Source organism: Neobacillus sp. GCM10027624 (assembly GCF_042675345.1).
In the GTDB taxonomy this organism is placed as follows: domain Bacteria; phylum Bacillota; class Bacilli; order Bacillales; family Cytobacillaceae; genus Neobacillus; species Neobacillus cucumis_D.
Genome location: NZ_JBHTHD010000009.1, coordinates 39968 through 54480 on the forward strand (window position 1 = coordinate 39968; position 14513 = coordinate 54480).

The window sequence follows — 14513 nt, forward strand, 5'->3', positions numbered from 1 at the left end:
AAGTTAAAAAGAGAGTTTTTCCGAATGTTGGTTAAAATGAGATAGATCTAGTAATAAACCTATTCGAGCCGCCACTGTTGGATTATCATGGCAGGGTTGGCCCCACAAATTCAAAGGAAAGAAGGTGCTGATTTGATTAGAAAATGGGGATTTTCCTTTTTATTTGTCATCATTATTTTAAGTGCCTGTGCTTCGAATCAGGCTCCAGCTGTAGACAAAAATACTGTAGCAAGGAATCTTCCAAAAATTGATCATATTATTATTGTAATCGAGGAAAATCGCTCACAAAAAGTTATTCAAGGGAACCCATCAGCCCCCTATATCAATTCACTAATGAAGCAGGGCGCAAATTTAACAAATTTTCATGCCACCTTGCACCCAAGCCAGCCAAACTATTTAAACTTATTTTCTGGTTCAGATCAAGGTGTTGCAGATGACGGAGTTCCTAAAACGAAATTTTCCGCAGATAATTTGGCAAGTGAGCTGATTGCAAAAAATTATACATTTGCAGGTTATTCCGAAGACTTGCCCTCGGTTGGCTACAATGGGGCATCGTCTGGTCCCGGGGGGTATGCCCGTAAGCATAATCCATGGGTAAACTTCACCAATGTGCCAAAAGAAGTAAACCAGCCATTGACCAGCTTCCCAAAGGATTTTGCTAAATTGCCGACGGTTTCATTTGTCATACCAAGTCTTCGAAGCGATATGCATGATGGTACAATTAAGCAGGGAGACGATTGGCTGAAAAAACATATTGATTCTTATGTCCAATGGGCGAAGACTCATAACAGTTTAATAATTGTGACCTGGGACGAAGATGATTTTTCACAAGATAACAAAATCCCAACCTTTTTTGTCGGGCCAATGGTCAAAAAAGGAGTGTTTAATGAAAAGCTAAATCACTTTAATCTTTTAAGGACGATAGAGGATCTTTACGGATTAGCACATGCGGGGCAAAGTAAAGCCGTCGAGCCTATTAGGAGTATATGGGTTCGTTGATAGCAGTTTAATTTGGGCGGGTTAACAAAGTATTCATTTTTTACAACCATCTTTGCTTTATTTTTCTATAAAATAAAGTTGTATTTTTACAAAATAAGAAATGTTGTGAAGTATGTTTTATAAACCCCGCCCTGTACCAATTGATTTAATTAAAATGCGGTCGTTACATGCACGGATGAATTTAACCCCAACGGAGAGAAAGTACTATTTAAACCGTGAAAAGGGTTTTGAAGGGGAAGTGATGTTTGACAAATTAACGGAGAAGCTTGAAAGTGATTGTTTAATTTTAAATGATTTATTGTTTGAGTTAAATAACACAGAATTTCAAATTGATACAACCATTATATTTCAAAATACGATTTCCCTTTCGATGTAAAAAACTATGAGGGAGACTATTATATGACTTCGGACCGGTTTTACACCAAATCGGATGAGGAGATTAGTAATCCTCTTTTGCAATTGGAACGAAGCCAATCCTTACTTCGCCAGCTCCTCAAAAGTATTGGATTTCAGATGCCTGTCGAAGCCTCTCTTGTTTTTATCAACCCCAAGTTCACCTTATATCAAGCCCCTTTAGACAAACCCATTATATTCCCGACCCAGGTAAATCGATTAATGAAAAAATTAAATGGTGTACCGTCTAAGCTTAATGGTAAACATACAATGCTCGCGGAAAAATTAGTTTCGCTGCATAAAACGAAATCACGAAATGCCAAATTACCAGCTTATGAGTACGGTCAAATAGAGAAGGGGTTCATTTGTGCCAAATGCCACTCACTTTCAGTTTCTGTGGATGGAAAGATAGGTGTTTGTAAGAATTGTGGTGCCGAAGAAGAGATTGAGTCTGCAGTTATACGCAGTGTTAATGAGCTAAAAATTCTTTTTCCCGATATGAAAATTACCACGAATCTGGTGCAGGACTGGTGTAAGGTAATTAAATCAAAAAAAACATCGAGGAGGATTTTGAAGGGGAATTTTAAAACAATTAAAAGTGGGAAATTTTTGTACTTCGAGTAAATCTGGTTGGGTAAAGCACTCTAAATTGATAGTGCCCGTGATTGCAGTTTTTTCCTCTCTTCGGGCACTATGACCCCGCGATAGTTCCCGCTCTCTGGATCTTTTCTCCTCCACGGGCACTATGACCCCTCGATAGTTCCCGCTCTCTGGATCTTTCCTCCTCCAGGGGCACTATGACCCCTCGATAGTTCCCGCACTTCTTGACTTTTCTCCTCTTCGGGCACTATGACCCCTTGATAGTTCCCGCTCTCTGGATCTTTTCTCCTCCACGGGCACTATGACCCCGCGATAGTTCCCGCTCTCTGGATCTTTTCTCCTCCACGGGCACTATGACCCCGCGATAGTTCCCGCTCTCTGGATCTTTCCTCCTCCAGGGGCACTATGACCCTCGATAGTTCCCGCTCTCTGGATCTTTTCTCCTCCACGGGCACTATGACCCCGCGATAGTTCCCGCTCTTCTTGACTTTTCTTCTCCACGGGCACTATGACCCCTTGATAGTTCCCGCTCTTCTTGACTTTTCTTCTCCACGGGCACTATGACCCCTCGATAGTTCCCGCTCTCTGGATCTTTTCTCCTCCACGGGCACTATGACCCCGCGATAGTTCCCGCTCTCTGGATCTTTTCTCCTCCACGGGCACTATGACCCCGCGATAGTTCCCGCACTTCTTGACTTTTCTCCTCTTCGGGCACTATGACCCCTTGATAGTTCCCGCTCTCTGGATCTTTTCTCCTCCACGGGCACTATGACCCCTCGATAGTTCCCGCTCTCTGGATCTTTTCTCCTCCACGGGCACTATGACCCCTTGATAGTTCCCGCTCTCTGGATCTTTTCTCCTCAACGGCCACTATGACCCCGCGATAGTTCCCGCTCTCTGGATCTTTTCCCCTCAACGGGCACTATGCCCCCGCGATAGTTCCCGCTCTCTGGATCTTTTCTCCTCCACGGGCACTATACCCCCTCGATAGTTCCCGCTCTCTGGATCTTTTCTCCCCCACGGGCACTATGACCCCTCGATGGTTCCTGCTCTTCTTCTTTATTCTCCCTCATAGCCACCAATACATAAAAAAGACCCCTTTCAACAAAGAAAAGAGTCTTCAGCTTTATTCCCGCCGCGTTGGCCATTTTAGATGACCATGCCAATGTTTCTGCTGATGTTGCCAACGTTTAATTTTTCTTAAAAGCCCATACGATACGTGGATTTTTTCCTTTTCCAATGAAATCCCCGGTTTTAAGTACATCCATAAAGATTTCGGATAGGCTACCAATTGATCGGGGTATACACTTCGATGTCCAATCGTAATATATGCCGTGATGCAGGCACCGACTACATATATGCCAGTTAAACTGCCAAATAACTCAAAACCCATAAAAATAGCTGCAATCGGTGTATTGGAAGCAGCAGCCACTACGGCAACCATCCCCACCGCTGCGCCCAAAGCAGGATTCACTCCAAACACATTCGCCAGTACATTTCCGGAAATGGCTCCAATTACGAATTGCGGGGTAACAATCCCCCCATAGAAACCTGACCCTAATGTTATGGCAACAAAGAGAGACTTCCAGAAGAACCCTAAATAGGGAACATGCTCGCCGCTTAAAGCTCGATCCATAAGTGGCAGACTTAGTCCAAGATAATCAGTCGGGAGCACTAAAATTAAAAGAGATAAAATTAGACCACCGAAAAAAGGCATCACAGGCTTCCAAATATGAAACCGCAGCTGGACAAAATTAAAAATAATTCGTGCTTGTTCAAACAACTCAATAAATAACCAGGAAACAAGCCCACATAAAATAGCGATAATAATAATTTTAATAAAAAGACTCTCCGAAAAATGCTGAGAAATTTTTAAAGGGTAATAAGAATAGGTAATACCCCAAAACTTGCTCACTTCGAAGGAAGTGACGCCTGCGACCACAGCCGGGAAAAGAAAATCATGGCGTAGTCTTCCAATCGTCAACACCTCTACCCCGTAAATTGCTCCAGCAATTGGCGTTCCGAAAACACTCGCAAACCCCGCACTCACTCCGCAAGCGACAATCCGTTTTTGGACCTCTGGGCTCAAGTGCAATAGTCGGCCGAATAAAGACGCCAATGATCCGCCAATATGTGAACAAGGCCCTTCCTTTCCCGCTGATCCTCCTGAGCATAAGGTAATTATGGCTGTTAGTGGTTTAATCCACACCGTTTTGTAAGGCATGATGCCACCTTGCTCGTGAACGGCAGCAATCGTTGAGTCCTTGCAGGTTTTCGACGCATTTCGATAACCATAATATAAAATAAGTCCGTTTAATATACCACCAATAGGTAAAAGCAGCATTTGCATCCATAGCGGTATATGTACTGTTTGATTCGTAGAAAAATATAAGCCATGTAAAAAGAAACTGGCTCCAGTTCCAACAATCGCGCCGGTTATCGTTGATAATATAAGCCAGCGGATTAGTGTGGCAATCATGACAATTGGCTCAATATAATAGATTTTCCGCACTGCCTTCACCCCCTTTAAAAAAATATCACTATAGGATTAGGTTGTCTAATCCTTCCGTTTATAAATAAAAAACACTATTCAGATAAACAGGAATAGTGTTTCCACAAAAAGATCAGCTCATTTTCTCTATTTGTAATATATTAGACATATTAATCCCCCTTTTTCGTGACTTACGTCACATAGAAACTAGTAAAAATCACTTAAAATGATGTCAAGTTAAATCAAAGGGGGAGTTAAAATGTTTGCTGCTTGGTTAATTACAATAAGTGTATTTTTAATTTGCATTTATTCAACAAATATCATTATGAACGGATTAAAAGAAAAAGACCAATATGATTTAGCTATTTTACATTCTCAACTTGAAAACCTAACGATAGATCATAAAAGAATCGCAAAAAAAATATCATAATAGTAAAAACAGCTTCAAATCGAAGCTGTTTTTTTATACTCTATTTTTTTAAATCATGATAATGTCTAATCACTTCTTGAGTAAGCTCGCTGTTTTCATCCAAGCCGCTTACTTCCTTAAGTACAACAGCCAACTCACTTTCTTTAATCATCGCTTGCAGTTTTACTGCCTCTTCATCTTCTGGATAATCAAAAAGTAGAGCGGAAGCAATTGCTTTCGCAAGATTTGTATAAGAAAGCCCCGCTTTTGCCGCTTCCGTAGCAGGTCGTACGAGGCGGTCATTTGGCCCTAGTTTACGCAAAGGAGAACGTCCCACCCTTGTTACGGCGTCATTTAAATAAGCATTTTTAAAACGATTAATAATCTTATTAATATATTGCTGGTGCTCGTCCGAATTTAAACCATATTGATTAACTAAGTAAGCCCCGGTTTCGCCAAGAGTAGCTTGAACCTGTTTGACAATGGCTTCATCTGCTAATGCTTGATCAATGGTTGCTTTCTTTTCCAAATAACCGAGATAAGCAATGACCGCATGTCCTGTATTCACTGTAAAAAGTTTTCTCTCAATAAAAGGAGCAAGATCAGAGACAATCTTCATCCCTTCAACCGGAGGGATACTTTCATTTGTTTCCACTACCCATTCATAGTACGGCTCAACAAGAACATCAAGTGATCCTTGATTATTTTGGATCGGAACAATTCGGTCAACGGCGGAATTAAAGAAAGAAACTTTATCTTCTAACTTTGTTTTTGTCTCATCATCTAAGTGTTCAAAAATATAACCCTTTAATAAATCTGTAGCAGATATTTGATTTTCACATGCAATAACATATAACTTTTCATTGTTCACTTTCACTCTTTGAGTTAAGCCCTTGGCAATCAACGGAGCAATCCGCGGCAGAATATTGGGGCCAATGGCTGTTGTAAGGTATGCAGCTTTGCCAATCGCTTCCACTACTTCGACTTCCTGTGTCATATTGTTAAGACCGGAAACATTCGTAATTGTCATACTCTCCTGTTGGTCCTGAGCCAATTTAACTTGATACTGCTTTTCTTCATTTAATTGGTTAATAATTTGATCTGCAATATCAACAAAGGTAACATGATAGCCGGACTGTGAAAACAGAGCACCAATAAATCCTCTGCCAATATTCCCTGCTCCAAAATGGACTGCTAGTTTCATTTTTATCATTCCTTTATAATATTTGTGTGAAGATAATCCAAAAAGATTGCCTCTAATCTAATCCGAATCATCTCTTCATTCGATGATGAAAAAATTAAGATTGCCTCATTATTCTCAATTAAGCTTGTGCTAATCAAGCTTACTATTTCCTGCTCCCTTACGCTTAATTCCTCAGGAGCCAGCATGAGCAGTAAATTCTTCATATACATATCATTTCCATCCATACCTTTAACGGGTATAGGCTGCTTTAAATGGGTGATTTGAAAAATAAGCTCTTTTACGTTTTCATTTCTGCAATGAAAAAGCGCCATCCCCGTTTCGGGTATTCCAAGTCCGCCTTTTCCTTCTCGCTCCTTTAATGAACTGATAACATCATCCGCATTTGTTAAAAGTCCTTTATTCTCCGCCAACTTGACCATTTCTTTTAATATTTGCTCATGACCGCTGAGAATAGGAAGCCGGTAGACACAAAAATTGTTTAAAACCGCCTTAATACTTTGATGGACATCCTGAAGTTCCTGTAAAATTCCCGAAATCGTAATACCCGTTTTATTGGATGAAGGGGCTGATTTTTGTAATGCCTTTAGATAACTCTTTTTTTCAGTGATATTCTTAATATTATTTTTTAAAAAATCCTTGATTGTCTCGATATTCTCTTCACTTAGGAGTGGGGAGACAATCATATAATCCAATTTTGTAAATGGAAGCTTTACTGTAGATATAATCAAATCATAACTACTGAAGTTTTCCTGTTGCTGCATTTCTTTAATCGATTTAATTTCAATCGAATCAATCCCGGAGATTTCCTTCTTAATTCGACTCGCCAGCATTTTAGACGTGCCAATACCTGTTGGACAAACAACCAAGGCTTTAATCGTAATATCCTCTTCCTTCATCACCAAGGCAGAACCAAAATGAAGAACAATAAAGGCAATTTCATCCTCAGGAAAGGCTTCAATCTCTTTAAAGTAGGTTTCCACACTATTTTTTACAGCCATAAACAGAACAGGATACTTCCGTTTGATTTCCTCTTTTAACGGGTTAAACGACCCCATTTTCTGTTGAAGCCGAAATAGCGAAGGCTCCATATGGGCAAGCAATCCTTGATACAAGGAAAAATCCTTCGTTAAATCAACATGAAGTTGAGAAGAAACATGTTGAATCAGATTTTTAATTCTTTTGCTAAGAACCACACTATCATAAGGAACGATGTCTGCAGCCTGGAGTTTAGAGCCTTTTAGGATTCCCGCCAAAAATAAGATATCGTTATTCTTAAATTGAAAGGAAAACAATGATTCAAGTTCCCCGAGAATATCGGAAATCAGGTTATATTCTTTTGTTAATTCGTTAGTGAACTCTGCCTCTTCTTCCAAGAAAAAGAAAGCCTCTGCTCTTTGCAGCGTGATACAAATATGAACAATTAAACCAATATAATCACTATCAGCAAGCCTTTGCTGCAATTTGCTAAAAACAGTATTAACTACTCTATCAATCGCAAGTAAGTAATCGGGGTGAAAATAATATAAAATAAGATCCTGATGTGATTCTCCATTCTCTAACAAAAATAAACTCTCTATTAGTTCCTCGTTAAAATGAACCAGCATAAAACTTGCCAAAGCTTTTCGCTTGTAGGCTTCAGAGCCTATAAGTTCAACTCCTACGCCTCTTTTTCGGGATAGTTGGATATTAAAATTGCCGAGCCAGCCTGTCAGTTCATCCAGGTATGTTGTTAATGTCGCAACACTAACGCCGAGATCAATGGACAAAGTCTGAATTTTATAGGATTCTTCCTGAATTAATGCGATGAGCAAAAGCAACTTTTTTTCCTGAGGAGTTTGATCGATTGGGTCGATTCCCATTAAATATTGAATTAATCGAAAAACTTGTTCGTTCTTCCCCTCAACCACCAAGCCTTTATCCGTATTTCGGACTAACTGAAGGTCAAAGGAATCAAGGACTTTCTCAATAGACTTTAAATTACGCTGGATGGTGCGAACACTGACATTTAAATATGTAGCAAGGGTTAATGCTGTATGCTTCCCAGATGTTTTGATAATCAATTCAATAATTTCTTTTTCCCTTGTAGTTATATACATGCTACCAACTCATTTCTGGTGATGTAACACGAATAGAAAAGCAGGAATTGCTGCTTTTCTATTCGTAAACTACACTATTGATTTTTATCATTTAAGATATCCATGATTTCTTTTGCTGTTTTTGCCTCAACTAGTTTCTCAATATTGGCCATATCCGAGCAAGTAACGGCTATCCCCGATAAGATTTCAAGATGGGTACCATCTTTCCCGGCAATTCCGAAAATCAACCGTACTTTTTGTCCATCGAAATCAACCCCGTTCGGAACCTGTAAAACAGTAAATCCAGAATTCAGGACATCCTTTTTTGCTTCTTCCGTGCCGTGTGGAATCGCAACATCATTCCCCATATAGGTAGAGGTCATTTCATCACGAGCGATCATGGCATCAATATAGCTTTCCTTTACATATCCTGCCTTAACTAGGGCTCTACCTGCAAAGCGAATGGCCTCTTCTTTTGTAGCGAATTCTTGATTTAAAAATATATTTTCTTCACGAAGTAATGAATCTTGAGCATCATTGCCACTGTTTGGTACATTGTCTTCCGCGTCTTCAACTATTTCCTGAAGTCCAGCTGTTTCAGGGTTTTTCAAACGGTTCATTAAATGGTCGTATTCCGGGCTTGATAAGAAATTATCTACCGAAATATGATAGGCATTCGGCACTTGTTTCTGGGCTCTTGGTGTCAACTCTTCCTGAGTAATAACAATTTGTGCATCAGATGGCAGGTTACTAATCGCTGTATTGGTTACAGCAATATTCAACCCTGCTTCTTTCACCTTTTTACGAAGAAGAGAAGCTCCCATTGCACTTGAACCCATACCCGCATCACAGGCAAAAATAATTTTGCTGACGTTTTTCGGAAATGTTCCTGAGTTTGATGCAAAAACGTTCGCAACAGAACTTTTCTTCCCTTTCATTTCTTGCATTTTTCTTGCTGCTTCTTCAATGTCTTCATCTGTTTCCTTACCAGTTTTTACGATAAACGATGAAACTACAAATGAGACAATACCAGCTACGAGCACACCCGCAAAGTTGGCAATATATGCACTTGCATGATGGGGAGTAACAGCAGTGATAGCGATGATACTTCCCGGTGATGCAGGAGCAAATAATCCTCCGCCTAAAAGAACCTCTGTAAATACGCCGCTCATACCGCCAAGAATAACCGCAATAAACAACATTGGGCGCATTAAAACATAAGGGAAGTAAATTTCATGAATACCACCAAAGAATTGAATAATCGCCGCACCTGGAGCTGATCTTCTGGCTGTACCTTTTCCAAAAATAATATAGGCTAACAGGACACCGATACCTGGTCCTGGGTTGGCTTCAAGAAGGAATAAAATCGATTTTCCTGCTGTTTTAGCTTGCTCAACACCAATTGGCGAAAGGACGCCGTGATTAATGGCATTATTTAAGAACAATATCTTTGCTGGTTCGATAATGATACTTGTAAGCGGCAATAACCCCGTGCTCACGAGCCAATCGACACCTTTTACAAGCCAGCCTGTAAATACGTCAACAGCAGGACCGATTGCTAAAAAGGCTAGAATAGCCAGCAACCCTCCGAGTATCCCCGCTGAGAAGTTGTTAACCAACATTTCAAAACCAGCTTTGACTTTTCCTTCAATCCACTGGTCAAATTTCTTAATCACATATCCGCCAAGCGGTCCCATGATCATAGCACCAAGAAACATCGGTATGTCTGCCCCAACAATGACACCCATTGTGGCAATCGCACCAACGACCGCACCACGCTGATCATGAACTAACTTACCACCTGTGTATCCGATTAATAACGGAAGGAGGTACGTAATCATCGGGCCAACCATTTTGGCAAGGCTTTCATTTGGAGTAAACCCAGTAGGAATGAATAGTGCTGTAATTAAACCCCAAGCAATGAAAGCTGAGATATTCGGCATGACCATCGAGCTAAGGAAGTTACCAAACTTCTGTACTGCTACTTTTATATTAGATTGAGCCATATGCTCTCTTCCCTTCATTAGTTTTGTACCTTATCTTAATGGTAAAGGACAGAATATCCTCATTCAATAAACAAGAAAGCTAACTTTGTCGCGTATGGGATGACAAACATAGTTTTTCTCTAAATAGGATCAATATACCATTTGGCAAAGTACAAAAAGGCACAATTCAAGAAACGAATTGTGCCTTTTGTGTGTAATTATGAAATACTAGAAAATAAATGCTATCAGAAAATATTTAAATCCCATTCTCTTGCTATATGTTTTAACAACATGCTCCCTGCTACGCTATTACCATATTCGTCTATAGAGGGCCCATAAAGTCCAATGCCGCATCCATATGGGAATGGAGAATCCTGAGAACTAACTCGTGCTGGAACGGCTGCCATGATCCCTCCAGAAACTCCGCTTTTAGCTGGTAAACCGATATGCGCTGCGAATTTACCAGAAGCGTTATACATTCCACAAGTGACCATCAATGCTTTCGTTAATCTGGCAACTTCTTTAGAGAAGATCTGTTCCCTTCGAATGGGATGAAATCCGTCATAGGCAAGAACTAATCCGATTATGGCTATGTCTTTTGTATTTACTTCAATTGAACACTGTTTTAAATACACCTCTAATGCTTCTTCAACAGTAGATTCCAGAAATCCAGTTTCTTTCAAGTAATATGCTAAGGCTCGATTTCGATGGGCCGTTTGCCATTCCGACTGAAACACTTCCTCATTTATCGACGGGCGTTCTCCTACCATTTTTTCGAATAATGTTAAGAACGATTCTACCTTTTCTAGTGGCGACCTTCCCCCAAGTAAAGAAGCTACGGTAAGGGCACCCGCATTGATCATAGGATTGAAAGGTCTTCCAGGCTTATGCACTTCTAAACGAATAATCGAATTAAAAGCGTCGCCAGTGGGTTCTACATCTACTCGATCTAGGACATATGGAGTACCAAAATCTAAACAGGCGGCTATAAAGCTAATCACTTTTGAAATACTTTGTAAGGTAAAAGAGGCTTCACACTCTCCAGACTTTAAGACCGTTCCATCTGGACCTACCATAACAACACCTAATTGTGATGGATTTGCCTTTTCTAATGCAGGAATATAGGAAGCACATCGACCTTTTGTGGCATGGGAGCGATAGTGTTCCACCCATTGATCTAAATTGAAAATCTCCCTGTGTTTTTCGAATAGGATCATCTCTTTTGCTACAGCCATGTTCCATCTTTCCTTTCTGCAGAAGCAAAAGTAAATGATGAGAATTCAATTAATTCCCACCATTAACCAATTTTTTGAACTTACTTTTATACGTGAACTTCTTTTCGAGGGAACACCACATCTTCAGGAATTAGAGAAATATATGGTTCCCCTTCCAAGCGTTCCTTCCATTCTGATTTCGCCTTTTCAAGGATATCTTGATTTTGTAAAGCTTCAATTGCAGTGCAAGCGATAACTTTTCCCGCTTGAAGCATGCCTTTATGGGCGATAGGTGTCGCACCTTGCGACACTACCTGCCAGGTATGAAGAGGGGTTCCAAGTGCAAAACAGGTTGTCATACATTGCATCGTTGGAACAACCCAACTTACATCACCAACATCAGTGGACCCTGATAATGCTCCCTCATTTCCTAAAGGTGGAATTACGTCTACAATATCTTTATTTTTCAATTTCTTAACCGTTTCTCTATCCAATCCGCTAAGATCCGCATCAAGATCTTCTTGTGAAAGAGTGGTCCGAATTTTTTTAGCGAACTGATGGTCAAATTCATCATAAGATGGAGCACCGACAGCAGTTAAATTTTTGTACATAATCTCTGCTAAAGTTGTATTCGGTATTAGATTTGAAGCAGTACCTTCAAACTCAACTTCCATAGTTGTTCCAGTCATCAAGGCTGCACCTTTAGCAATATTATAGACACGTTCATATAATTCTTTTACTTGCTGCTTTTTCGGCGCGCGGATTAAATAGACAGCTTCTGCATGAGGTTGTACAACATTCGGTGAAGACCCGCCTGCATTCGTGATTGCATAATGCACTCTCGCTTCAGGAATCATATGCTCTCTTAAATAATTGACACCAATATTCATCAATTCCACCGCATCTAGTGCACTGCGGCCTAAGTGAGGGGCAGCAGCGGCATGCGCACTCTTGCCATTAAATTTGAAAGTCGCAGAGTAGTTTGCGAGAGTGTTAACGTTCCAAATAGTAGGGATTGTTGATGGATGCCACGAAAGTGCCAGGTCCACATCATTAAATAATCCGGCCCGAGCCATAAATGCCTTTCCAGACCCCGCTTCTTCAGCTGGACAACCATAAAAACGCACCGTCCCTTGCAAACCTGTTTGCTTCATGTAATCTTTAATGGCAACTGCAGCAGCAAATGCCCCTGATCCCAGCAAGTTGTGGCCGCACCCATGCCCATTTCCGCCTGCAACAACCGGATCATGGTCAGCAAGGCCCTTTTTCTGGCTTAAGCCTGTTAAAGCATCGAATTCTCCTAGAATAGCTACGATTGGTTTACCATTTCCATAGCTTCCAATAAACCCTGTTTGCAGTCCGGCAACCCCTCTATCAACTTGAAACCCTTCATCTTCCAATGCTTTACATAAATATTCCGATGATTGATGTTCTTCGAAGTAGATTTCCGGGCAGGCCCAAATTTTATCACTTAGCTCAATAATCTTGTCTCTCTTTTGCTCAATTAGATCAGAAATAAGTTTTTGTAAATTCATTCAAAAGACCTCCCTCAAAGTTTTCTTGCAATGACAACTTTTTTTCTTATGCATCTAATGCAAGGGCTTCTTGCTCGTTTTTTTTAAGAAGGTCCACTTTTTTATCACTTAAGGTTAAAAGTGCTAAAATACAGATAATTGCGAATCCAATTAACATCCAAAAAGCAGCATTAAATGAACCATTAAATGCATCAACGATAAATCCAATCGCCATTGGTGTGACAAAACCAGCCAATTGACCACCTGTATTTACAATTCCCATAGCCGTTCCAGTGACAGAAGATGGCAACTGTTTAAGAACGATTGCCGGTAATAAAGTAATTACAAAAGCAATAAATAGATTAACAATCGCTTGATACGAAATAAATGATGTTACACTCGAAGCTGTAAACATTAAATACAGCAATATTCCTATACACGCGCATGAAAAGCTTCCTGCCAATCTTTCTCGTCCTTTAGGCAGTTTATCGATTATATACCCACCTAAATAAATCCCTACTAACATGGTCAATCCTGGAATGGTCTGAACCCAGCCAAGTGACATTAAATCAAGACCGCGATTTTTAACTAAATAGGTTGGGATCCATGCTGCAAGTCCCCAGTTAACTGCATAAATACAGAAATAAGCAATAATCAAATTCCAAATCATAGGTATTTTAAACAACGTACGGAACATTCCTTTTTGACTCAAAACAGCGGTATGATTTATTTTATCTTCTGTATTGTCTGGAAGTTTAATAAAGTACCAGTAAAGAGCTGCAATAATAGCCCCTACGGCACCTATTATGATAAACGTGGTGCGCCAGCCAATTGTCGTTAGCAGTGTGGCAGAGGCAATCGGGATAATAAGTGTGATAATCCCGCCAGATGACAGCATGATTGACATCGCTCGTCCACGTTCCGCTTTGGGAAACGTAAGTGATATGATTTTAGAACTGGCAGGCTGAAAGCCGCCTTCTCCGATACCAAATAGAAAACGGATAATCACCATAGAGGCTAGGGACCAAGCAGCACCTGTCAATCCTGTAAAGATTGACCATGAAATAACGGCGGCAAGGAGAACCTTTCTAGGTCCAAATCGGTCTGCTAGCCATCCTCCAGGCATTTGCATAATCGCATATCCGGCAAAAAAACTGCTCAGTAAGATTCCGGTAGTAGATGCACTCAAATGTAAATCTTTCGTAATGGACAACACGGCATAATTCATAATATAACGATCAATATTCCCTAAAGACCAACCCAGAAAAAGTAAGGCTAGAATCCAATTTCTTGTGCGTTTTGATATCATATATCCAACTCCTCCTATTGAAAAAAATTATTAATTGTTTAGCTGTTGAAAAAGAAAAGGATTTTTTAAAACGACCTTAATAACGCTTTCATTTCAATAAAAGACCATTCATTAACTCCATATAGTGTGTGTATACACGATTAACATTTCCATTCTTTAATGAATAAAAGTAATAATGGAACGTGTTAAACTCTATAATTTCCTCCTTTATCAACAGAAGAGAAGTTCATTCTTTTCTATTTACGAATATATAACGAAATTTTCGTTATATTAATTTTACGAAATATTTCGACCTCCTTCAATAGTTTTTTTATTCCAAA

At 40.0% G+C, this 14513-nt stretch carries 11 protein-coding genes; 4 read left to right on the forward strand and 7 right to left on the reverse strand.

Annotation, left to right across the window (positions count from 1 at the left end; translation table 11 throughout):
• Window positions 1–132 precede the first annotated feature (132 nt).
• The 3 genes from ACFQZ9_RS14265 (at window position 133) to ACFQZ9_RS14275 (ending at window position 2016) form a co-directional block, all read left to right on the forward strand.
• Window positions 133–999, forward strand: coding sequence for an alkaline phosphatase family protein (locus ACFQZ9_RS14265; RefSeq protein WP_498944296.1), 867 nt, complete (start codon window positions 133–135; stop codon window positions 997–999).
• A gap of 112 nt (window positions 1000–1111) precedes the next feature.
• Window positions 1112–1375, forward strand: a complete 264-nt coding sequence (locus ACFQZ9_RS14270; RefSeq protein ID WP_498944297.1) for a nuclease-related domain-containing protein — start codon at window positions 1112–1114, stop codon at window positions 1373–1375.
• A gap of 23 nt (window positions 1376–1398) precedes the next feature.
• Window positions 1399–2016, forward strand: a complete 618-nt coding sequence (locus ACFQZ9_RS14275) for a nuclease-related domain-containing protein (RefSeq protein WP_498944298.1) — start codon at window positions 1399–1401, stop codon at window positions 2014–2016.
• Window positions 2017–3118: 1102 nt separating this feature from the next.
• Here the strand turns inward: ACFQZ9_RS14275 and ACFQZ9_RS14280 are convergent.
• Window positions 3119–4504, reverse strand: a complete 1386-nt coding sequence (locus ACFQZ9_RS14280) for a chloride channel protein (RefSeq protein ID WP_198313571.1) — start codon at window positions 4502–4504, stop codon at window positions 3119–3121.
• A gap of 238 nt (window positions 4505–4742) precedes the next feature.
• On the opposite strand from ACFQZ9_RS14280, the gene ACFQZ9_RS14285 reads away from it, so the two are divergent.
• The gene (locus tag ACFQZ9_RS14285) at window positions 4743–4913 is read left to right on the forward strand and encodes a hypothetical protein (protein ID WP_198313572.1); all 171 of its coding nucleotides are present in this window, start codon (window positions 4743–4745) and stop codon (window positions 4911–4913) included.
• A 40-nt stretch (window positions 4914–4953) separates the two neighbouring features.
• On the opposite strand, the gene ACFQZ9_RS14290 is transcribed toward ACFQZ9_RS14285, so the two are convergent.
• The 6 genes from ACFQZ9_RS14290 to ACFQZ9_RS14315 all read right to left on the reverse strand — a co-directional run bounded on the left by ACFQZ9_RS14290 (window position 4954) and on the right by ACFQZ9_RS14315 (window position 14193).
• Window positions 4954–6096, reverse strand: a complete 1143-nt coding sequence (locus ACFQZ9_RS14290) for a mannitol-1-phosphate 5-dehydrogenase (protein ID WP_198313573.1) — start codon at window positions 6094–6096, stop codon at window positions 4954–4956.
• A gap of 5 nt (window positions 6097–6101) precedes the next feature.
• Complete coding sequence (locus ACFQZ9_RS14295; RefSeq protein ID WP_498944299.1) at window positions 6102–8192, reverse strand: BglG family transcription antiterminator; 2091 nt, start codon at window positions 8190–8192, stop codon at window positions 6102–6104.
• 74 nt (window positions 8193–8266) lie between these two features.
• Window positions 8267–10177, reverse strand: coding sequence for a PTS mannitol transporter subunit IICBA (locus tag ACFQZ9_RS14300; protein WP_498944300.1), 1911 nt, complete (start codon window positions 10175–10177; stop codon window positions 8267–8269).
• Between the two features lie 224 nt (window positions 10178–10401).
• Window positions 10402–11373, reverse strand: coding sequence for a glutaminase (locus ACFQZ9_RS14305; RefSeq protein WP_026576951.1), 972 nt, complete (start codon window positions 11371–11373; stop codon window positions 10402–10404).
• 104 nt (window positions 11374–11477) lie between these two features.
• Window positions 11478–12905, reverse strand: coding sequence for a M20 family metallopeptidase (locus ACFQZ9_RS14310; RefSeq protein WP_498944301.1), 1428 nt, complete (start codon window positions 12903–12905; stop codon window positions 11478–11480).
• A gap of 46 nt (window positions 12906–12951) precedes the next feature.
• Window positions 12952–14193, reverse strand: coding sequence for an MFS transporter (locus ACFQZ9_RS14315; protein ID WP_498944302.1), 1242 nt, complete (start codon window positions 14191–14193; stop codon window positions 12952–12954).
• Window positions 14194–14513 lie beyond the last annotated feature (320 nt).

What these genes read in the sequence shown, in the direction of transcription:
- ACFQZ9_RS14270 (WP_498944297.1), top strand. Translation starts at nt 1,112, where the DNA reads ATGTTTTATAAACCCCGCCCTGTACCAATTGATTTAATTAAAATGCGG.
- ACFQZ9_RS14310 (WP_498944301.1), bottom strand. Translation starts at nt 12,905, where the DNA reads ATGAATTTACAAAAACTTATTTCTGATCTAATTGAGCAAAAGAGAGAC.
- ACFQZ9_RS14285 (WP_198313572.1), top strand. Translation starts at nt 4,743, where the DNA reads ATGTTTGCTGCTTGGTTAATTACAATAAGTGTATTTTTAATTTGCATT.
- ACFQZ9_RS14275 (WP_498944298.1), top strand. Translation starts at nt 1,399, where the DNA reads ATGACTTCGGACCGGTTTTACACCAAATCGGATGAGGAGATTAGTAAT.
- ACFQZ9_RS14290 (WP_198313573.1), bottom strand. Translation starts at nt 6,096, where the DNA reads ATGAAACTAGCAGTCCATTTTGGAGCAGGGAATATTGGCAGAGGATTT.
- ACFQZ9_RS14315 (WP_498944302.1), bottom strand. Translation starts at nt 14,193, where the DNA reads ATGATATCAAAACGCACAAGAAATTGGATTCTAGCCTTACTTTTTCTG.
- ACFQZ9_RS14300 (WP_498944300.1), bottom strand. Translation starts at nt 10,177, where the DNA reads ATGGCTCAATCTAATATAAAAGTAGCAGTACAGAAGTTTGGTAACTTC.
- ACFQZ9_RS14295 (WP_498944299.1), bottom strand. Translation starts at nt 8,192, where the DNA reads ATGTATATAACTACAAGGGAAAAAGAAATTATTGAATTGATTATCAAA.
- ACFQZ9_RS14305 (WP_026576951.1), bottom strand. Translation starts at nt 11,373, where the DNA reads ATGATCCTATTCGAAAAACACAGGGAGATTTTCAATTTAGATCAATGG.